25 protein-coding genes are annotated in these 19630 nt (G+C 62.8%); 8 read left to right on the forward strand and 17 right to left on the reverse strand.

The annotated features are described in order from the left end of the window. The first annotated feature begins 38 nt into the window (after nt 1–38). Nucleotides 39–908, forward strand: a complete 870-nt coding sequence (locus AC1DYC_RS04680) for a phosphodiester glycosidase family protein (protein ID WP_477404360.1) — start codon at nt 39–41, stop codon at nt 906–908. 4 nt (nt 909–912) lie between these two features. Here the strand turns inward: AC1DYC_RS04680 and AC1DYC_RS04685 are convergent, their stop codons facing one another. From AC1DYC_RS04685 to purL, 3 genes are all read right to left on the reverse strand, one after another. Continuing rightward, on the reverse strand, nt 913–1146 hold the full coding sequence (locus AC1DYC_RS04685; protein ID WP_010909092.1) for a BolA/IbaG family iron-sulfur metabolism protein: 234 nt from the start codon (nt 1144–1146) through the stop codon (nt 913–915). Between the two features lie 208 nt (nt 1147–1354). Then, nucleotides 1355–1879: a hypothetical protein gene (locus AC1DYC_RS04690; RefSeq protein ID WP_477404362.1), complete on the reverse strand. Its 525-nt coding sequence runs from the start codon at nt 1877–1879 to the stop codon at nt 1355–1357. Continuing rightward, entirely contained in the window at nt 1876–4098 is a 2223-nt protein-coding gene (gene purL, locus AC1DYC_RS04695; RefSeq protein WP_477404364.1) for a phosphoribosylformylglycinamidine synthase subunit PurL, read from the reverse strand. Before purL ends, AC1DYC_RS04690 begins: the two co-directional genes overlap by 4 nt. A gap of 190 nt (nt 4099–4288) precedes the next feature. Between purL and AC1DYC_RS04700 the strand changes: the two genes are divergently transcribed. Then, a complete protein-coding gene (locus AC1DYC_RS04700) occupies nt 4289–4453 on the forward strand; it encodes a hypothetical protein (RefSeq protein ID WP_477303922.1) in 165 nt (54 codons plus the stop codon). A gap of 34 nt (nt 4454–4487) precedes the next feature. Here AC1DYC_RS04700 and AC1DYC_RS04705 read toward each other — a convergent pair whose 3' ends face one another. Then, nucleotides 4488–5900 carry an aminotransferase-like domain-containing protein gene (locus AC1DYC_RS04705; protein ID WP_477404366.1) on the reverse strand — a complete coding sequence of 471 codons (1413 nt, stop codon included), beginning with the start codon at nt 5898–5900 and terminating at the stop codon, nt 4488–4490. 93 nt (nt 5901–5993) lie between these two features. On the opposite strand from AC1DYC_RS04705, the gene AC1DYC_RS04710 reads away from it, so the two are divergent. Continuing rightward, nucleotides 5994–6233 carry a DUF1127 domain-containing protein gene (locus AC1DYC_RS04710; protein ID WP_477404368.1) on the forward strand — a complete coding sequence of 80 codons (240 nt, stop codon included), beginning with the start codon at nt 5994–5996 and terminating at the stop codon, nt 6231–6233. A gap of 16 nt (nt 6234–6249) precedes the next feature. On the opposite strand, the gene AC1DYC_RS04715 is transcribed toward AC1DYC_RS04710, so the two are convergent. The 4 genes from AC1DYC_RS04715 to AC1DYC_RS04730 are packed head-to-tail and all read right to left on the reverse strand — an operon-like array spanning nt 6250 to nt 8551. Further along, complete coding sequence (locus AC1DYC_RS04715) at nt 6250–6894, reverse strand: Pr6Pr family membrane protein (protein ID WP_477404370.1); 645 nt, start codon at nt 6892–6894, stop codon at nt 6250–6252. Between the two features lie 4 nt (nt 6895–6898). Then, complete coding sequence (locus tag AC1DYC_RS04720) at nt 6899–7309, reverse strand: hypothetical protein (protein WP_477404372.1); 411 nt, start codon at nt 7307–7309, stop codon at nt 6899–6901. Nucleotides 7310–7352: 43 nt separating this feature from the next. Further along, the gene (gene purQ, locus AC1DYC_RS04725) at nt 7353–8021 is read right to left on the reverse strand and encodes a phosphoribosylformylglycinamidine synthase subunit PurQ (protein WP_112561440.1); all 669 of its coding nucleotides are present in this window, start codon (nt 8019–8021) and stop codon (nt 7353–7355) included. Further along, a complete protein-coding gene (locus tag AC1DYC_RS04730) occupies nt 8018–8551 on the reverse strand; it encodes an RNA 2'-phosphotransferase (RefSeq protein WP_477408167.1) in 534 nt (177 codons plus the stop codon). Before AC1DYC_RS04730 ends, purQ begins: the two co-directional genes overlap by 4 nt. A 267-nt stretch (nt 8552–8818) precedes the next feature. Here AC1DYC_RS04730 and AC1DYC_RS04735 point away from each other — a divergent pair, with 267 nt between their 5' ends. Further along, nucleotides 8819–9991 (forward strand): hypothetical protein, encoded by a 1173-nt coding sequence (locus tag AC1DYC_RS04735; RefSeq protein WP_477404374.1) that lies wholly within the window; start codon nt 8819–8821, stop codon nt 9989–9991. Here the strand turns inward: AC1DYC_RS04735 and purS are convergent, their stop codons facing one another. The 3 genes from purS to AC1DYC_RS04750 all read right to left on the reverse strand — a co-directional run bounded on the left by purS (nt 9992) and on the right by AC1DYC_RS04750 (nt 11299). Then, a complete protein-coding gene (purS, locus tag AC1DYC_RS04740) occupies nt 9992–10234 on the reverse strand; it encodes a phosphoribosylformylglycinamidine synthase subunit PurS (RefSeq protein WP_142868115.1) in 243 nt (80 codons plus the stop codon). A gap of 41 nt (nt 10235–10275) precedes the next feature. Beyond that, nucleotides 10276–11070 carry a phosphoribosylaminoimidazolesuccinocarboxamide synthase gene (gene purC, locus AC1DYC_RS04745; RefSeq protein ID WP_056594372.1) on the reverse strand — a complete coding sequence of 265 codons (795 nt, stop codon included), beginning with the start codon at nt 11068–11070 and terminating at the stop codon, nt 10276–10278. Nucleotides 11071–11176: 106 nt separating this feature from the next. Next, nucleotides 11177–11299: a hypothetical protein gene (locus tag AC1DYC_RS04750; protein ID WP_281401896.1), complete on the reverse strand. Its 123-nt coding sequence runs from the start codon at nt 11297–11299 to the stop codon at nt 11177–11179. Nucleotides 11300–11346: 47 nt separating this feature from the next. Here AC1DYC_RS04750 and AC1DYC_RS04755 point away from each other — a divergent pair, with 47 nt between their 5' ends. Together AC1DYC_RS04755 and AC1DYC_RS04760 are read left to right on the forward strand one after the other, a co-directional pair. Continuing rightward, nucleotides 11347–11667, forward strand: a complete 321-nt coding sequence (locus tag AC1DYC_RS04755; RefSeq protein WP_027028128.1) for a DUF1476 domain-containing protein — start codon at nt 11347–11349, stop codon at nt 11665–11667. Nucleotides 11668–11825: 158 nt separating this feature from the next. After that, complete coding sequence (locus tag AC1DYC_RS04760; RefSeq protein WP_477284602.1) at nt 11826–12599, forward strand: HpcH/HpaI aldolase family protein; 774 nt, start codon at nt 11826–11828, stop codon at nt 12597–12599. 17 nt (nt 12600–12616) lie between these two features. On the opposite strand, the gene AC1DYC_RS04765 is transcribed toward AC1DYC_RS04760, so the two are convergent. Next, nucleotides 12617–13171 (reverse strand): RBBP9/YdeN family alpha/beta hydrolase, encoded by a 555-nt coding sequence (locus AC1DYC_RS04765; protein WP_477404376.1) that lies wholly within the window; start codon nt 13169–13171, stop codon nt 12617–12619. 192 nt (nt 13172–13363) lie between these two features. Here AC1DYC_RS04765 and AC1DYC_RS04770 point away from each other — a divergent pair, with 192 nt between their 5' ends. Then, complete coding sequence (locus AC1DYC_RS04770; protein ID WP_477404378.1) at nt 13364–14176, forward strand: VOC family protein; 813 nt, start codon at nt 13364–13366, stop codon at nt 14174–14176. Between the two features lie 261 nt (nt 14177–14437). Here the strand turns inward: AC1DYC_RS04770 and purB are convergent, their stop codons facing one another. The 3 genes from purB to AC1DYC_RS04785 are packed head-to-tail and all read right to left on the reverse strand — an operon-like array spanning nt 14438 to nt 17051. Beyond that, nucleotides 14438–15745 (reverse strand): adenylosuccinate lyase, encoded by a 1308-nt coding sequence (gene purB, locus AC1DYC_RS04775; protein WP_477404380.1) that lies wholly within the window; start codon nt 15743–15745, stop codon nt 14438–14440. 59 nt (nt 15746–15804) lie between these two features. Next, entirely contained in the window at nt 15805–16269 is a 465-nt protein-coding gene (locus AC1DYC_RS04780) for a hypothetical protein (RefSeq protein WP_477408169.1), read from the reverse strand. A 56-nt stretch (nt 16270–16325) separates the two neighbouring features. Further along, nucleotides 16326–17051, reverse strand: a complete 726-nt coding sequence (locus AC1DYC_RS04785) for a DUF2259 domain-containing protein (RefSeq protein ID WP_477404382.1) — start codon at nt 17049–17051, stop codon at nt 16326–16328. A gap of 137 nt (nt 17052–17188) precedes the next feature. Between AC1DYC_RS04785 and AC1DYC_RS04790 the strand changes: the two genes are divergently transcribed. After that, a complete protein-coding gene (locus AC1DYC_RS04790; RefSeq protein WP_477284592.1) occupies nt 17189–17443 on the forward strand; it encodes a DUF2171 domain-containing protein in 255 nt (84 codons plus the stop codon). A 21-nt stretch (nt 17444–17464) separates the two neighbouring features. Here AC1DYC_RS04790 and AC1DYC_RS04795 read toward each other — a convergent pair whose 3' ends face one another. Together AC1DYC_RS04795 and AC1DYC_RS04800 are read right to left on the reverse strand one after the other, a co-directional pair. Further along, nucleotides 17465–18484 (reverse strand): P1 family peptidase, encoded by a 1020-nt coding sequence (locus AC1DYC_RS04795; RefSeq protein WP_477404384.1) that lies wholly within the window; start codon nt 18482–18484, stop codon nt 17465–17467. Further along, the gene (locus AC1DYC_RS04800; protein ID WP_477404386.1) at nt 18484–19554 is read right to left on the reverse strand and encodes a branched-chain amino acid ABC transporter substrate-binding protein; all 1071 of its coding nucleotides are present in this window, start codon (nt 19552–19554) and stop codon (nt 18484–18486) included. Before AC1DYC_RS04800 ends, AC1DYC_RS04795 begins: the two co-directional genes overlap by 1 nt. Nucleotides 19555–19630: the final 76 nt, after the last annotated feature.

Consider the following 19630-nt stretch of genomic DNA (forward strand, 5'->3'; position numbering starts at 1 on the left):
TTGGGCCAAGCATCCGAGCCGATTGCAGCCTCCGGGACATGATGAAAAGACGATATGGCGCCGCCCTTCTGATCGCCATCCTGGTGGCGGCGACTGCCACTGTCTTGTGGCCGAGACGCCCCGCGCCGCCACCTTTGGTGATCGGCGGAGAAGTGCCGGCCCCTTGCCGGAATGTCGCCTTCGAGGCGCTGACCTATGTCGTGTGCACGGTCGACCTGCGAACTTATGACCTTGCTGTCTCTCACGCCGGCGCCGACGGCAAGGCCTTCGGCTCGCTGGAGGCCTTCGACAAAGCAATGGCCGGCGAGGGCAGGCCGGTGCTGCTCGCCATGAATGGCGGCATGTATCACGAGGACTTGTCGCCGGTCGGACTGCTGATGGAGGATGGCGGCGAAAAGTCCCCGCTCAACAATGCCGACGGCGAAGGCAATTTCTTCCTGAAGCCCAAGGGCGTCTTCCTGGTCGGCAAGGACGGCAGGGCCGCGGTCATGGAAAGCAGCGCCTATGCCGCGACGAAGCCCGATGTCGCCTTCGCCACGCAATCAGGCCCGATGCTGGTTATCGACGGCCAGATTCACCCAAGGTTCGAGCCGAATGGCACCTCCCGCTACATCCGCAATGGCGTCGGCGTGCGCGACGAAAACACGGTTGTCCTGGCGATCTCGCGCTCGGAGGTCAGTTTCGGCAGCTTCGCGCGGCTGTTCCGTGACGCGCTTGGCTGCCGCAACGCGCTGTTCCTCGACGGCGCGGTGTCGGCGCTATCGGACGGCGAGAGGATGATCGTCGGCGGAAAATACCCGGCAGGGCCGATCATCTCAGTGTCGGCGAAGCCGATCACGCCAGTGTCGGCGAAGCCGATCACGTCGGTGTCAGCGAAGCCGATCGCACCAGTGTCGGCGAAACAGTGAACCTTCAGTCCGGCACGCTGGTCTGCAGCGCCAGCGCATGCAGCACGCCGCCCATATTGCCCTTCAGCGCGTCATAGACCATCTGGTGCTGCTGGACGCGGCTTTTTCCCCGAAAACTCTCGGCCACCACTTCGGCCGCATAGTGGTCGCCATCGCCGGCGAGGTCGCGGATCGTCACCTTGGCGTCCGGAATGCCGTCCTTGATCAGTTTTTCGATGTCGTGGGCATCCATTGCCATGGCAAGATCCTGTTCTGGGCGGCTAGGCAGCTTCTACGAGGTGACTCGGGGGCAAGCCTAAAGCCTTTCTGGTTCGGGTTGAAGCCGTTCTGTCGGTGACGCAGTGTCTAGAGCGTTTCACCGTTTCATGGAAACGGCGAACCGCTCTATCTCTTTGTTTTGACGCAATTCCGGACGGAAAACCGCTCACACTTTTCCTGCAATTGCTCTAAGGCCCATCCTGCCGCGGGTGGACCACACCATCCTCGGTAATGTCATCGCGGGTCGAGAACCCCCGGCCAAGGCTGAAGACCAGCACATAGAGCGGAATGTTGATCACCAGGTTGACGATGGGGAGATAGCTGGTCATCTGCCAGAGCGGGGAGAAAAACGCCTGGCCGTAGCCGTCGCAAACCAGCGACGAGCCATATTCCCACAGCGCCCCTATGATCGCGGCAGCAACAAAAAGCTTGATGCAGGTGATGACATGCCTTGCTCGCGCCGGCTCCGGCAAAAGCCGGATCCAAAGCACCAGGCAGATGATCGGAACCGCATACAGGAGGTTCTGCAGAACCAGCATCGCCAGCGTGCCGTTGGCTGCCTCAAGGAACTGCTCACGCCTTTCCAGCAGCGGACAGAGCTCGCTCGAGGTCGTCGACAGCAGGAAAAAGACAAACGGGCCGAGAAACCAGAAGAAGAACAGCGACGGCCAGAAGACGACAGCGATCAGCGTCCGGGCAGCCAGCTTCGTCAAATGGCTTGATCCATGAAGCGTGGGAACCAGCCTTCATGGGCTCTCTTCAGATCTTCGATCAGAATCTCGCCTGCCTCACCCAGCTCAAGGATGGCGCCGGTCTGCGTCATGCCAAACCATATCGAGGAAACACCAGCCGTCGCGCTCTCTTCCAGCAGCCTATTGACCTTGTCCGCCGGCATAGTAACCAGATAGCGTCCCTGGTCTTCGCCGAAGAACACGGCGATTGGAGACTCGCCCTTCGGCTGGTTCACCCTTGCGGCGATGCCGGATGCCATCGCCATCTCGGCGAGAGCCACGGCAAGGCCGCCATCCGACACATCGTGGCAGGCGGTGACTCTTCCCGCATTGATCAGGCCCCGCACGAAGTCGCCAACCTTCTTTTCGTGATCGAGATCGACCGGCGGCGGCGGGCCGTCCGTGCGGCCGTGGATGTCGCGCATGTAGGCGGACTGGCCGAGGTGGGTTCCCCAGCCTTCAGGCGCGCCGATCAGGACGATTGCCTGATCTGGAGCGCCAAAGCCGATCCGCGCCATCTTCGACCAGTCGGCAATCAGCCCGACGCCGCCAATGGTCGGAGTCGGCAGGATGCCCTGGCCGTTGGTCTCGTTGTAGAGCGAGACATTGCCCGAAACGATGGGGAAGCCGAGCGCCCTGCAGGCATCGCCAATGCCTTTCACCGCGCCGACCAGCTGGCCCATGATCTCGGGTCGCTCGGGGTTGCCGAAATTGAGGTTGTCGGTCGCCGCCAGCGGCAGCGCGCCGGTGGCGGTGAGGTTGCGCCAGCATTCGGCCACCGCCTGCTTGCCGCCTTCGTACGGGTCGGCCTCGCAATAGCGCGGCGTCACGTCGGAGGAGAAGGCGAGCGCCTTGGTCGGATGACCCTCGACGCGAACCACGCCGGCGTCGCCGCCCGGCAGCTGCAGCGAATTGCCCTGGATCAGCGTGTCGTACTGTTCCCACACCCAGCGGCGCGAGGACAGGTCCGGCCCGCCGAGCAGTTTCAGCAGCGCGTCGGCGACATCGGCCTTCGGCGCATCGTCAGCCGCCAAAGCCGCCGGCTTCTTCGGCTCGATCCACGGGCGGTCATATTCCGGCGCCTTGTCGCCAAGGTCCTTGATCGGCAGATTGGCGACCTCGTCGCCCTGGTGGATGACGCGGAAGCGCAGATCGTCGGTGGTCTTGCCGACAATGGCGAAGTCGAGCCCCCATTTGTGGAAGATCGCCTCGGCTTCTTTTTCCTTCTCGGGGCGCAGCACCATCAGCATGCGCTCCTGGCTTTCCGACAGCATCATCTCATAAGCGCTCATGCGCTCCTCGCGCACCGGCACCTGGTCGAGGTCAAGCTCGATGCCGAGGTCGCCCTTGGCGCCCATCTCGACCGCCGAGCAGGTGAGGCCGGCAGCGCCCATGTCCTGGATGGCGATGACCGCACCGGACGCCATAAGCTCGAGGCAGGCCTCCAACAGGCATTTTTCGGTGAAGGGATCGCCGACCTGCACAGTCGGGCGCTTCTCGTCGATCTTGTCGTCGAACTCGGCCGAAGCCATGGTGGCGCCGCCGACGCCGTCGCGGCCGGTCTTGGCGCCGAGATAGACCACCGGCAGGCCGACGCCCTTGGCTTCCGACAGGAAGATCGCATCGGTTTTGGCAAGGCCGGCGGCAAAGGCGTTGACCAGGATGTTGCCGTTGTAGCGGGCATCGAAATTGACCTCGCCGCCGACCGTCGGCACGCCGAAGGCGTTGCCGTAGCCGCCCACGCCGGACACCACGCCGCTGACCAGATGCCGCGTCTTGGGATGGTCGGGCGCACCGAAGCGCAACGCATTCATCGCCGCGATCGGCCGCGCGCCCATGGTGAAGACGTCGCGCAATATGCCGCCGACGCCGGTCGCGGCCCCCTGATAGGGTTCGATGTAGGAGGGGTGGTTATGGCTCTCCATCTTGAAGACCACGCAATCGCCGTCGCCGATGTCGACCACGCCGGCATTCTCGCCCGGGCCCTGGATGACCTGCGGCCCGGTGGTGGGCAGCGTGCGCAGCCATTTCTTCGAGGATTTGTAGGAGCAGTGCTCGTTCCACATCGCCGAGAAGATGCCGAGTTCGGTAAAACTCGGCTCGCGCCCGACCAGATCGAGGATGCGCTGGTATTCGTCGGGCTTCAGCCCGTGCGCGGCAATGAGTTCCGGAGTGATCGGCACGGAATTGGAAATGGTCATGGGCAGCGATTGGTATCCATGGGAGAGGGGGATTTCTGAGTCCCCTCTTATCGCAAGCTTTGGCGCGATACACCCCATCCACCGACGAAAAACGCCGGAAAGCCACAAGGTGACGATGGCGGTCGCGAACCGTCGAGGAACGCTATGGCATCCCGGCCGTTAGGTCTCCAATCAATCAGGAGATTTCAACATGGCCACCAAGCAAGGCAAGAAAGACAATCGCCTCTCGGACAAGGAAGCTATGCATCTTGCCGAGATCACCGACGTTTCGCCGCAGCAGGCCAAGGACCTCGCCGAGAAGCACGGCAAGGACAAGGGCGCGAAGGAAGCCAAAAACTTCAAGGCAGAAGGCTGATCCGAGATCGGGGCCGCGAACACCAGGTCAAGCGTCAGGAAGACCTGTCGTAGCCGGCGCGGCCTTCCTCCAGCAGTCGGCGGATCACCGCGACGCCGCCGGCTATGTCGTCCCGCCGCCTTGGCTGCGAGACGCCGAAACGCACACCGTGGAAAACCTGCTCGGAGCGCCCGGCCTTGAACTCGTCCTCGTCGTCGAGGAGCACGCCATTTTCGAGGCAGGCGCTCCTGAAGGTGCCGGAGAGCCAGGGATCGGGCAGGGTCAGCCAGACGAAGGGCACGCGGTCGTGTGACTTGAAGGCAAAGCCAGCCAATGTCTCGCGCACAATGGCGATGCGGGCGGCGATTTCGGCGGTGCAGCGCCTGCGGATATCGCCGGCCTGCCCGGACAGAACCAGCCGCGCATTCACCTCCGCCAGCAGGAACGGCATGCCGCCGGTCATCATCTTGTGGGCGACGCGGATGCGATGGCGATAGGCGGGCGGGCAAGAGAGCCAGCCGCCACGAACGCCTGCCGCGACCGATTTCGACAGGCCGCCGGCGACAATGGTGCGCTCGGGCGCATATTCGGCGATGAGCGGCGTCGGGTCGTCGGTCAAGCCACCATAGAGATCGTCCTCGATGAGGATGACATTGTACTCGCGCGCGACGCGTGCAATCGCCTCGCGGCGCGAAACCGACAGGATCGCCAGCGTCGGGTTCTGCACCGTCGGCATCAGGAAGATCATTTTCGGGTGCTTTTGCGCGCAGACGCGTTCGAAATCCTCGGGATCGAGGCCTTCCTGGTCCGATGCCACCAGTGCAATGCGCCGCCCGATCAGCCCGGCGCTGCGGGCGATCTGCGAATAGGTGAGGTGCTCGAAGGCGACATAGTCGCCCGGCGTGGTCAGCGCCGCGATCGCCGCCATGACGGCGGCATGGGTACCAAGCGTGGGGACAATGGTCTCGGCCGCCGGGCGGAACGAATTGCGTGACAGCCAGCGCGCGCCGGCCTCGAACCAGCGCTCCGGAAAATCCCTGGTGTAGCTGGAAATCTCGTGCGGATAATCCTGCACCGTGCGCTGAAGCGTTTCGGCGACAACGGTGCCCTGGCCGATGTCGGGGGCGGCCGTGCTGTCGAAGCGCAGTTTGCCGGGCGGCGCATCGACATAGCGCGTGCCTTGCACGGCGGGCTCCGCGAATTCGGGTGACGCGGCTTCCGATTGCTGGGCCAGGACATAGGTTCCGCGTCCGACCTCGCCGCTGACCAGACCGCGCTCGCGCAGCAACTGGTAGGCCCGACCGATCGTGCCGACCGTCGTGCCGATGTCATAGGCGAGATCGCGCTGTGGCGGCAGTTTTGCCCCGGCGTCGATGACGCCCTTGTCGATGTCGGCCTCGATGCTGTCGGCAAGACGCTGATAAAGCGGGCCGGAGCCGGTGGTGAGGTCAGGAAGCCAATTTGTCATGGTGACAATTTTGTATATTGCACCGAATTAGGAGTCAATACATATCAGCGCCGTACCGAAATGGGTACAATTTGCAACCTTGGCAGAAAGACAATGAGCACAATCGAGACAATCCGCCATACGAGCATTGAACTGGTCGGACCGTCGAGCCGGCGAGGCTTTGCCAGCCGCATCGTGCAGGTGGTCAGGTCGCTGGCGCAGCAGATCGGCGCGCTGATCGAGCGCCGTCGCGGTCGCCTGGCCCTGCTGGAAATGACCGACGAGCAGCTTAAGGATATCGGTGTTTCGCGTTCCGACGCCTACCGCGAAGGGATCCGGCGCTTCTGGGACTGACCCGGAACCGTTCCGGTCAGCGACCGACGCCCGGTGCCCTGATGCGCGAGACGCCCTTGTCGGCAAGCACGGCGAGGATGCACAGCACCAGAAAGACCCCGGTGACGGCCAGCGCCGAAAGCGCGACGCTGACCGCGCCGTTCTTGGCGACGTCGAGGAACGGGTAGGGCACTTCGCCCGCGATCGGGGCGCGGGCCAGCGCATAGGCGAGATAGGCGATCGGATAGGCCATCCACCAGGAGATGTCGCTCCAGCGTGTCCTGCCGTCGGCGCCCGCCACCAGCCACCACAGCACGAACAGCACCGGCGTCACATAGTGCAGCAGCACGTCGCAGAGCAGAAACAGGCCTTGCGGCTGCCAGAGTTGCGCCAGAACCGTGGCATAGACGATGAAGACCAGCGCGATGGAAACCGCAACGCCCGCGCGCATCCGCGGTCCGGCGAAAGCAGGCAGCCAGGCATAGCCCGAAGGCGACAGCAGCGAGGTGTGGACCAGCACCGCACCGATGTTGGTCAGGATGGTGAAGAAGCTGAACAGGAAGACGATGGAGCCGAGAAAGCTGCGGCCCGCTTCCATCGACGCGGGGATGGTGATGCAGGCTTGCAGGACCAGCCCGGCCAGGCCGATGATCAATCCCGCAATCTCCAGGAAGCGGCCCATGGCGTCAGGCGGCCGCGTTACAGGACGGATTGCCCGTCTGCCAGCGCGCAATGTCGGAGCCGATACGCGCGCCGAGCGGATCGTCCATCAGCGGGCCGAACACGTCGATGCGGCTGGAATTGCCTTGCGCCTGGACAACCAGCAGCGGCTTGCCGCCATAATGCTTAGCCGGCACCAGCAGGAAGCGCGGCGTGCCGCTGAACGAATTCAGCTCATTGGCCATCTGATAGGACTTGAAGGCGGGATCCTTACTGGCGATCCAGCATTTGTGGGCTGATATCGCCACCTGCTCCATGGCGAGCAGCGAAGCGCTCTTGCCTGCAGGCGCCGGCGTGCTCTTCGGACTGGACTGGCAGGACGCCAGCGCAAAGCCGGCGGCGGTCAGGAGAGCGATCCGAGCAATCGTCAGTCTCATGGTCAGCCGCCCCCGCGCTTTGAAAGGAATTTCGAAAAGGATATCAGGCGGCGATGCCCAGCGCGCCTTCGAAGAGCGCCCTGCCGTCGCTGCCGCCATGCGCGGCCTCGATCAGGTTCTCCGGATGCGGCATCAGGCCGAGCACATTGCCCTTTTCGCTGATGATGCCGGCAATGTCGTTGATCGAGCCATTGGGATTGGTGCCCTCGGCATAGCGAAACACCACCTGTCCCTCGCCTTCGAGGCGGGCAAGCGTGTCGGCATCGGCGAAGTAATTGCCGTCATGATGCGCAACGGGCGTGCGGATGATCTGACCCGGTTGATAACGGCGGGTGAACATGGTGTTGGCGTTGGCGATCTCGAGCTTCACCTGCCGGCAGACGAATTTCAGCGATGCATTGCGCATCAGCGCGCCGGGCAGCAGGCCGGCCTCGACCAGGATCTGGAACCCGTTGCACACGCCGATGACCATGACGCCCTTGGCCGCCTTTTCCGCAACCGCCCGCATCACCGGCATGCGCGCGGCAATCGCGCCGCAGCGCAGATAGTCACCGAAGGAGAAACCGCCGGGAATGGCGATCAGGTCGACATCGGGAATTTCGGTGTCGGTCTGCCAGACGGTCGCCGGCGCCTGTCCGGAAATCTTGGTCAGCGCCGCGATCATGTCGCGGTCACGGTTGAGGCCAGGCAGGAGAACAACGGCTGATTTCATGGCAATTCCTGTTCGCTGATCTCAAGCAGATACCGGGACGCAACGCGGTTGGTCAACCAGACGCCGTTGTCGGAGAGAAAGAATATCTCACCGTCCCCAGCCATAGCTGCCGAGTCGACCCGAAGAATAACATCTTTTCCGTTGCGCCGCCGCGCCACGACACGGGCCGTTTCGACATCTTTCGACAAATGCACATGCTTGCGCGACTGGCTGGTCAGGCCTTCGCGCAAAATGCTGGGCAGGAACTCGTTCTTGGTACCGTGATAGAGGATTGCCGGCGGCACGCTCGGCGGCAGGCCGAGATCGATGTCGACGCTGTGGCCCTGCACGGCGCGGATGCGATTGCCGTCGATGGCAAAGCGCTTTTTCGAGTTTTCCTCGACGATGCGCTGAATATCACTGGCCGAAGCGCCGAACTTTGCCTCGATGACTGCACAGAGCGCGCCGAGATCAGCCCAGCCGTTTTCGTCGAGCGACAATCCCGCTTCTTGCGGTGCGTGCCGGAGCACAAGGCTCATGAATTTGGAGATTTGCGTGTCGTTGGTGCATCTTAATGCTGTCTTCGGATGTCGGCGGCTGTGGCGCCGGCACGTGTCTAACGAGGTCGCGAACGTCGGTCAAACAGGTCCTGGGCCGACAAATTCGTCGCATCGGTGAACCAATGCGCTCGTTTAGCAAATGGTTAGGTATACAGCTGTCCTTGGCTTGTACAGGGGGGCGGATATCTCAGCAAAATGCCACGTTGTTAACGACATTGCTGCATAAGCGAAAAAGTCTGGCGGCAATTCGGGGCCCTCGTGGATTACAACAAGAATAGAGAACGCGAATACAAGCAGCGAATGATGTGGACGGCGACGACCATTGTGGCGGCGCTTGCCGCGTTCGCCGTCATGGTATTCTGGAATGCTTCCGCATCCATGCGATCGTCGTTTTCCGCTTGGCTTTCCCTTGACGTGGATTTGGCTGGTTGCGCCGTTTCTTTCGCACAGCTGCTGATGGCCGGAACGGCTCTTTCGATCGGCCTTGGTATCATTTCCGCAGGCTTGGTGGCGTCAAACGCCATGGATATCTTCAGCTACAAGAGAAACCTCAGGGTCTACCGAAAGCAGCTGTTCGTCGGGATATTTCTTGCCGTGCTTTTGTTGTTCCCGCTCATGGCGGGAGACGGGGTGTGGCACACCGGTGGGCGTCGCGGCATATCGCGGGTGGATCTCGTCACCGCCTGCGCGGCGAGTTTTCATACGACCTTCTACCGATTGCACTTGCACCTTCTGATTGCGCTGTTGCTGGGTTGGGCAAACATCCTGGCAATGCTGACTTTGCGATGGATGATTGCCGAGAACCGTGATCCGAACCAGCTTTCTGATGACCCGCGGATGAGGGCTATTCAATTGGCCGCGACGCAGCGGACCAAAAGCGCCCTGGGATCCGCCCGTGTGGTCATGAAACTCGCTGTGACCGGGTTTGCGGCATTGTTCTTCGTTCTCGGCGCTTCGTCGATGCGCCCCGCAGTCGCCCGTTTCATCCATACCTTCACGTGGGAGCGGCAAACGGCAAATGTGGTCGAGACCGGCATGCAGTGCGCACTGGAGGTGAAAGTCAGGCGGCGCTGGGAGGAACGGTCGCGTGTCGATTGCTCTTCCGACGCCGCCGCAATTCCTCCGACGCCGGCACCTGGCGCCGCAGCCTTGCGCATCACAAAAATTCCGACAGCGAAGCTCACCTATCATCCACCAAGCGGTGGCGAATACACGTTCGATGTGGCTGGCGACTTTTATGTGAAGATGCCGACATCGGTCGGCACGGAGATCGAAGTACTTCGAAATCCGACGAGTCCCGGTTCGATCGACAAGATTTTCGACGGCGGTGACATTGAGCGAATGATCTACAAGCTGCTTGCAATCATAGCAGGCGCCGTCGCCATCTACTATTTATGGCTTCGCAAGCCGCAGAACCCGCGCCCAGTCTAATCAGGCGAGGGTTACGCTGTAATTCTCAATCACCGTATTCGCTAGCAGCTTGTCGCACATGGCTTTCAGATCTGCCTCGGCCTTGGCCTTGTCGGTTTCTGAAAGCTCGAGATCGAACACCTTGCCTTGCCGCACCTGGCCGACACCGCCGAAGCCCAGGCCGGACAGAGCATGCTCTATGGCTTTGCCCTGGGGGTCGAGCACGCCGTTCTTGAGGGTGACGGTGATGCGGGCCTTGATCATGCTGGACAGGTTCCTATTCGAATAGTTTGCTTGGCGCGGCTTTAGTGCGGCTTGCCTTTGATGCCTTCGGTCGAGGCGACGAGCACCGGCCCGGTCGGGCGCGGCGGCTCGTTCTCGTTCATGATGCCGAGGCGGCGGGCAACTTCCTGATAGGCTTCGACGAGGCCGCCCATGTCGCGACGGAAACGGTCTTTGTCGAGCTTGTCCTGCGTCGCCACGTCCCACAGCCGGCACGAATCCGGCGAGATCTCGTCGGCGACGACGATGCGCATCATGTCGCCCTCGAACAGGCGGCCGCATTCGATCTTGAAGTCGACGAGCTGGATGCCGACGCCCATGAACAGGCCGGAGAGGAAGTCGTTGACGCGGATGGCGAGCGCCATGACGTCGTCGATCTCCTGCGGGCTTGCCCAGCCGAAGGCCGTAATGTGCTCTTCCGACACCATCGGATCGTCGAGTGCGTCGGCCTTGTAATAGAATTCGATGATCGAGCGCGGCAGAACCGTGCCTTCTTCGATGCCGAGGCGCTTGGACAGCGAGCCGGCGGCGACGTTGCGCACCACCACTTCGAGCGGAATGATCTCGACTTCCTTGATCAGCTGCTCGCGCATGTTGAGCCGGCGGATGAAGTGGGTCGGAATGCCCATGCGGTTCAAATGATTGAAGATGTACTCGGAAATGCGGTTGTTGAGCACGCCCTTGCCGTCGATGACCTCGTGCTTCTTCTTGTTGAACGCGGTCGCATCATCCTTGAAGAACTGGATCAGCGTGCCCGGTTCTGGTCCCTCATAGAGGATCTTGGCCTTGCCTTCATAAATGCGGCGGCGATTTTTCATCTGATTTTTTCTCTGGATTTGCGGGCAGGCGGCAAGCGACCAGTTCCTGTCCGTCTGCCTAAATTAGTGCGGCGACGGGTGGGGTTCAATGCCGGGTCTATCCCAATCACAGCGTTTGCTCAATCGGCAAATCCTTCTCGTTGGCCGCTTTCAGGAATGAAATGCCGCAGCGCAGCAAGTGATGTAGCATATTGACCGACCCGCGCCCTTTTGGTTTGTGCTGCGGCAACACACATATCCACCGCCAACGCGAATCGATTTCACCGGAGGGAAGCCATGAGCAGCATGAAAGACCGCGAAGAGGGTTTTGAGCGCAAATTCGCCTTCGACGAAGAACTTCGCTTCAAGGCCGCGGCCCGCCGCAACAAGGCGCTCGGCCTGTGGGCCGCCGAAAAGCTGGGCAAGTCCGGCGCTGATGCCGACGCATACGCCAAGGAAGTGGTTGTCTCCGACATCGAGGAAGCCGGCGATCACGACGTGTTCCGCAAGATCCGCAAGGATTTCGATGCCGCCGGCGTCGACCAGTCCGACCATCAGATTCGCCGCACCATGGACGAACTGATGGCGCAGGCGATCGAGCAGATCAAGAACACCTGACGCATGATCACGAAAGTGGCGGCCGGTTTTCGGGATCATCCTCCAAAACACACAGCCACTTCTGGACCAATCGACCGCCCGGCCAAGCCGGGCGGTTTTTCTTTGCCTTCGCCACTGTTTCCAGCTGAAACTGCGGATCGTTAACAAGGAAAGTTTCGATGTCCCTGAAATCCCGCCTCGCTGCCGATGAAACGCTGTTCACCGCCTGGTCCGGTGTGCCGGACGCCCTGACCGTCGAAATTATCGCCAAGCAGGGTTTTGATGCCGTCACGCTCGACATGCAGCATGGCGGACACCACGAAGACTCGGTCCTGCGCGGTCTGGTGCCGGTGCTCGCCGCCAACAAGCCGGCGCTGGTGCGCATTCCGGTCGGCCGCTTCGACATGGCCAGCCGCGCTCTCGATTTCGGCGCCGAGGCGGTGATTGCGCCGATGGTGAATTCGGTGGCCGATGCAAAACTGTTTGCCGCGGCGATGAAATATCCGCCGCTCGGCGAGCGCTCCTGGGGACCGACCTATGCCTTTCCGCGCCACGGCAAGGGCGACTATGCCGAGTGGCTGCGCGACACCAATCAGCGCACCATGGCCTTTGCCATGGTCGAGACGCGCGCCGCGCTCGATGCGCTGGACGGCATTCTCGACACGCCGGGTATCGACGGCATCTTCCTCGGCCCATCGGACTTCTCGATCGCCTGGTCGAACGGCGCCACCGTCAATTCGACGCTGGAAAGCATGATGGAAACCGTCGCCTCCATCGCCGAGCGCACGCGCAAGGCGGGCAAGCATGCGGCAATCTACGTCATCGAGCCGGCCATTGCCGGCCGCGTGGTGGCGATGGGTTACCGGCTGCTGGCGATGGGCTCGGACCACGCGCTGATTTCGCTCGGCGCAAAGACCCTGATCAAGAGCATGAACGATTCGATCAAGGGCTGAGGACGACGCGGCTCGGGTCAGGCCTTGAGGTCGGTCAGGAACTTGGCGAAGGTCATCGATCCCTCAGGCCACGGGCCGAAGCCGGCGTCCTCATTGAGGTGGCCGGTTTCGCCGGCATCGATGAACAGCGAACCCCAGGCGCCGGCAATGTCCTCGGCAACCTCGAAGGCGCAAAACGGATCGTTGCGGCTGGCGATCACGATGGACGGGAAGGGCAGCGGCTCGCGCAAATAGGGGCCGAAAGTCATCAGGTGCCTCGGCCTTATCTCCGGGTTGGCGACATCGGGCGGCGCGACAAAAAACGCGCCTGCGACCGGCTTCCTGAATTGCGGAATGGCCTGCACCGCCGCCGCCACGCCGAGCGAATGGGCAACGATCACCACAGGGCGCTCGGCTTCGTTGACCGCGTTCGCCACGCTCGCCGTCCAGTCCTCGCGCACCGGCTTCGACCATTCGGCCTGCTCGACCCGGCGCGCCGTCGACAGCTTGGACTGCCAGCGTGTCTGCCAGTGTTCCGGGCCGGAATTGGTGTAGCCGGGCACGATCAAGATATCTGCGTCTTTGACTTTCATGCCGCTGAGATAGCGAGCGGCTCTGTCTCGTGCAACCATGCTGACGCACGCAATGCATCGCAATTGTGAACAACGTGTTCGATTCTTTCCGTCTTGTGTGAACGATCGCGATAGACGATCTGAGATGTCACATTGGGACCATCGATAGAATTGCTGGGGCGCCTTGGATAGCGCGCCGAAATGGAGAGTTTCATGAGCGAACTGCCTTTTGCCGCCACGACCCCAGTCAGCGTTTCCCGCGTCGGGTTGAAGGCGCGCGATGCCGAAAGCCTCGCAGCCTATTACCGTGCCGTTGTCGGCTTGCAGGAGTTGAGCCGCGCCGATGGCGCGATCACGCTGGGCGCCGCCGAGCGCCCGCTGCTCGTCATCGAGGCGGATGCGGCGGCCAAGCCCGACGATCCGCGTAGCGCCGGCCTGTTCCACACCGCGTTCCTTTTGCCCAGCCGCGCCGATCTCGGCCGCTGGATCAACCATGCCGCCGCCAACAAGATCCGCGTCGAGGGCGCCTCCGACCATCTGGTCAGCGAAGCGCTGTATCTGACCGACCCCGAGGGCAACGGCATCGAAATCTATTCAGATCGCTTGCCGAAGGACTGGACGTGGAACGGCGACAAGATCGCCATGGCCACCGAGCGGCTTAACCTGGCGGCCGTGGCCGCCAGCGTGCCGGCAGGTGACGCCGGTTGGCAAGGCGCGCCGGAAAACAGCATTGTCGGCCATGTCCATCTGCGCGTCGGCCGGCCGGAAGACGCCGAGGCCTGGTGGCACCAGGAGTTCGGCTTCGACACCGTGGCCAAATATGGCGGCCAGGCCGTGTTCCTGTCGTCCGGCGGCTATCACCATCACATCGGTGGCAATTCGTGGCACAGCGCCGGCGCCGGCCGCCGCGATCCGTCTCGCTCGGGTCTGGCCTGGGTGGAGATGCGCTCGGACAAGGCTACGGCTGAAACCACTCGGGAAGACCCGTGGGGTACGGTGATCAGGGCTGTGCCGGGCAAGGCGTGATTTGAAGGGGTGCGCCAAGCTGGAGCACCCCTCATCCGTCTCGGCGCTGCGCGCCGATCCACCGCCCTGGGGCGAGCCGCGGGGCTCGCCCCGTCCTTCGGACCCCACATGGGGAGAAGGTAAAGCCTGCCGTTGCGGCTCTGCAAATCTCAATCGTTGGCGATTGGCGGCGAGGTTGCCGCCGTCTTCCTTCTCCCCTTGTGGGAGAAGGTGGCCTCGCGGAGCGAGGTCGGATGAGGGGGGGCCAGCTTGGCGCTGGCGTCAGGCTTCCCCAAAAACCCGCTTGAAGATCGTGTCGACATGCTTGGTGTGATAGCCGAGGTCGAATTTCTCGCGGATTTCGGCTTCGGGAAGGGCCGCCGTCACTTCCTTGTCGGCCAACAGTTCTTCAAGGAAATCAGCGCCGTGTTCCCACACCTTCATGGCGTTGCGCTGCACCAGGCGGTAGGCGTCCTCGCGTGAGACGCCGGCCTGCGTCAGCGCCAAAAGCACACGCTGCGAATGCACCAGGCCGCGGAACTTGTTCATGTTCTTCAGCATGTTGTCGGGATAGACCAGCAGTTTGTCGACGACGCCGGTCAGCCGCGACAGCGCGAAATCCAGCGTCACCGTGGCGTCCGGCCCGATCATGCGCTCGACCGAGGAGTGCGAAATGTCGCGCTCGTGCCAGAGCGCCACATTCTCCATCGCCGGCAAGGCCATGGACCGCACCATGCGAGCAAGGCCGGTGAGGTTTTCGGTCAGCACAGGGTTGCGCTTGTGCGGCATCGCCGATGAGCCTTTTTGGCCCGGCGAAAAATACTCTTCCGCTTCCAGCACCTCGGTGCGCTGCAAATGGCGGATTTCGGTCGCCAGCCGCTCGACCGATGAGGCGATGACGCCGAGCGTGGCGAAAAACATGGCGTGGCGGTCGCGCGGGATGACCTGCGTCGACACCGGCTCCGGCTTCAGCCCAAGCTTTGCCGCCACATGCTCTTCGACATAGGGGTCGATGTTGGCGAAGGTGCCGACCGCGCCGGAGATCGCGCAAGTCGCAATATCTTCCCGGGCATGCACCAGCCGCTCGCGGCAGCGCGAAAATTCGGCATAGGCCTGCGCCAGCTTGACGCCGAAGGTGGTCGGCTCGGCATGGATGCCGTGGCTGCGGCCGATGGTGACGGTGTCCTTGTGCTCGAAGGCGCGGCGCTTGAGCGCAGCAAGCAGCTTTTCGAGATCGGCGAGCAGTAGATCGCTGGCGCGGCTGAGTTGCACGGCAAGGCAGGTGTCGAGTACGTCGGACGAGGTCATGCCCTGGTGGATGAAACGCGCATCCGGCCCGACGAATTCGGCGAGATGGGTCAGGAAAGCGATGACGTCATGCTTGGTGACAGCCTCGATCTCGTCGATCTTGCCGACATCGAATTTGGCGGCGCCACCTCTTTCCCAGATGGTTTTGGCCGCTTCCTTGGGAATGACGCCCAATTCGGCCAGCGCATCGCAGGCATGGGCCTCGATTTCGAACCAGATGCGGAAGCGGGTTTCCGGCGACCAGATGGCGACCATTTCCGGCCGGGAATAGCGAGGGATCATCCGTCAGTCCTGATATGTCGGTGAATAAGTCCGCCTCCTATCAGAGGCAGACCAAATGCTCAACGCTGCTGGCGCGCAAACCACACGCTGGCGATGGCGAGCGCGATGAAACCGAGCGGAAAGTAGAGCCTGATACCCAGCACCACGAACTGGTAGAGCGCCGTCAGCGAGGTGAACACCAGTTCGAAGGCCCAGCGGACGGTGAAGGCCTCGGCATGCCACTCGGCGTAGTAGGAGCGGTATTGCAGGGCAAGCAGCCCGCCGGTGAAGGCGAGAGTCGCGCCAAGCAGGCAGACAAAGGCGGCGGCAAACGCCACTTCCGCCTGCCGGTCGAGCGAGATCAGCCGCGCGGCGAACAGGCCGATGGGGAAGGCGATTGCCGCACCCATGGCAAAGAGCAGGACGACGAAGCGGATCTTTTCCGGCGTCTCCCAATTGTCGAGCCAGAGGCCGGTGAGAGCGCTGGCGCCCATGGCTACGGCCCACAGCAAGGCGCCGAGAAGAGCTGCGACCGTCGATGGCACGGCGCGGCGGACACGGTTGCCGGCGCGCTGGCGCCAGCTGGATTGATCAAGCGCTGTCACAGGCGGCCGGTCACGGCGATCCAGCGAAAATCCGGCCCTTCGAAGCCGTATTCGCGCACCGCGATCAGAACCGCATAGGCGCTGATACTGTCCATCGAAAACGTCTGCACCGCGCCGATCCGGTAGCCGTTCGGGCAGCCGCGGCTTTGCGGGATCGATTTGTCCTCATGCAAAAGATGGGTCTGGCCTCCATCGCTGGCCTCGATGCGCAGCAAACGAAAGCCGTTGATCTCGCCATGGCTTTGGCAGCGTTCGGTGTCGTTCATGCCGATCTCGTCGAGCCGGAATTCGAGTGGCGGATCAACCGGCGAAAAGATCGGCCGCGGGTTGACCACCATGCGGAACGGGTCGGCCGACAATTCGGTCACCGGGTTGAAGCCGGCGGTGATGCCGCGATTCGCGGCAAGTTCTGCCTGGGCAATGATTGCTTCGCCCTTCTGCCGGGCCTGGAGACGGGCCGTGTCGAGCGAAGCGGTCTCGTCCTCCAGCCGGACCCGGATCGGCGTGCCCTTCAGGAACGTGTCGTCGGCGGTGTCGATGTAATAGCGGTTGGCATAGGGAAAGCCGGACCCGTCCGTGACGCCATATTCCTCGAAGGCGAAGACGCCACCATCTTTGGTGAAACCTAGAATTTCGAGCTCGGCGACATCGCCCGCTTGGGCGGCGATGCCAGATGCCAGCTGCATCAGCAGGCAAACGCCAATCAGAATGAGATTTCGCATCGGGTTCCCGCTCCGGCTGCCATGGGTCGATCGTTCCCTATCATGAGACAGTCAAAACATCGTGCTTTTCAAAAGGCGATGCATCCAATTGCGCCTCTGTTTGTTATCGTCGATCGCTTTCAAAAGGAGAACACCTCATGACCGAGGCCAGCAAGATTCGCGAACATATGGAAGTGGTCGGCGCCGACGGCGTGCACATCGGCACGGTCGACAAGGTCGAGGGCGACCGGATCAAGCTGACCAAGGCCGACAGCGGCATGGGTGGGCACAAAGGCCATCACCACTACATTCCGCTCAGCCTGCTGGCCGAGGTCGATGGCAAAAAAGTCTGGCTGTCGGCGAATTCGGATGTGGCGGTCAGCTTCGAGGAAGAAAAGTCCGACCCGACCTGATCACCCGCACCGGATCTTCCTTCAGCGCGACGACCACACCGGAAACAGATCACCTTCATCAGGCGTTGCCGCATGGATGCCGCGGCTGATGGCGCGCGCCATGGTGGCGCCGGCGGCGGCGAAGAAGTCGACGGCATCGTCGGCACTGAGCTCTATGCCGCTCTTGCCCGTCGCCAGCGCGAACACCAGGTCGCCGTCGGCCGGCGTGTGCACCGGCCAGATGGCGCGCACGAAGCCGTCATGCGCCGATATGGCCAGCCGCTTGGCAGCAGCCTTGGTCAGCACTGCGTCGGTGCCAATGACGGCGATGGTGGTGTTGCCGCCGGGCCCTTCGTTTCCACCCACACGCTTGTCGCGGTATTTCAGAAGAATCCGCCTGGCGTCGTCCGGCATCGGCGAGGGATAGCCGAGCCCGCCGAATTCATCGCCGATCTCGAACGGTGCTGCCCAGAAATACCGGGTCCGTGCAATCGTCACCGAGCCGGTCGGGTTGGCGGCGGCGAGCGCGCCGATGGTGACGCCGCTGTCGAGCACGGTCGAGGCCGAACCGAGGCCGCCCTTCAGCCCTGAACTTAGCGCGCCGGTGCCGGCGCCGATCGTGCCGAGCGGAAAATCTGTCGCAGCGGCTTGCGCGGCTTCGTAGCCCAGATCGCGGTAGGGCGGATAACGGCCCCAATCCTTGTCGCCGCCATTGCGCAGGTCGAACAGGATCGCCGCCGGCACGATCGGCACGCGAAAGCCGCCGACATCGACGCCGATACCTTTTTCACGCAACGCCGCCTGCACGCCCGAGGCGGCATCGAGGCCGAAGGCCGAGCCGCCCGAAAGCACCACGGCATGCACCGCCTCGATGGAATTATGCGGCTCGAGCAGGTCGGTCTCGCGCGTGCCCGGCGCGCCGCCCAGGATCTGCACGCCGCCCACCGCCGGTTCATCGCACAGCACCGCCGTCACTCCGGACTTCAGCCTGGCATCGCTGGCGTTGCCGACACGCAGGCCGGCGACATCGGTGATCAGATTGCGCGGCCCGGTGCGGAACATCAATTCGTCTCCGCCGGCACGAAACGCGTCCCGTCGAAGCGGAAGGCGCGATAGAGGTTTTGGCTGAGATCGCCCTTGCCATCGAAGCGCAGCGGGCCGATCGCGGTGGTGAAATCACGCGTGGTGAGCACGTCGGCCAGCCCCTTGCCGGAACTCTCCGATTCAGCAGTGGCCGCTTTGGCGATCTCCACCGCCGCATAGGCCGGCAATGCGTAGCCATCCGGCGCGATGTTTTTGGCCGTAAATGCCGCCAGCACCTTGGGATCGGCGACATCGGCCCACTCCGGCGGCGCGATCATCAGCGTGCCGACGGCGTAAGGCACGTCGCCGGGTGGGGTGCGCAAATTTTCGCCGCCGGCAAAGGTGATGCCGGCCTCGAGCTGACCGGCGTCGCGGCCCATAATGGCGATGTCATCGCCGTCGCCGCCTGCAAAGACATGCGTCGCGCCAGCTTTCTTCAGCCGGCCGATCAGCCCGATCTGGTTGTCGAGCTGCGGCCGGAACGTGTCTGTGAACACCGGCTTCAGCGCTGCCTGTTCTGCCGCTGCCCGCAGCGTCTCGGCGATTTCGCGGCCATAGATGGTGCCGTCGTCGACAATGGCGAACAGTTCGCTCTGCCACAGCCGGGTGAAGATGGCGGCCACCGCATTGCGCTCGTCGTCGCCGCGCGGCCCCAGCCGATAGACCGGCCAGCCGGTCTTGGCGCGGCGGTCGGTCAGGCTTTCGGTGCGCACGCCGACAGTGATCACAGGAATGTTGGCGTCCTTCAGGATCGGCAGTGCCGCCTGGATTGCCTCGGTGCAGAGGAAGCCGACGACGATATTGACCTTGGCAGCAGTGAATTCCCTGGCGGCGGCAGCCCCGCCATCGGCGGTGCAGGCATCGTCGACCGTCTTGATCTCCAAGCCATTGGCTTCCGCGGCGAGGCCAGCACCCGTCTCGATCTGCTTGCCAAGGATCGCCGACGGACCGGACAGGGGCGCTGCGACGCCAACAAGCAGCGTCTGCGCGCCCGCGCTTGCCGGCAACAGCCAGAGCAGTGCCGCTATTACAGCCGTTAGGGGTCGCATTCCTACGAGAATTCCTCCGTGCCGGTCGCATGCTTCCAGCGTCTCTTGCGCCAAGACCTAAAGGCTGCCTGCGCCC

The organism is Mesorhizobium sp. P2_E7, assembly GCF_056403855.1.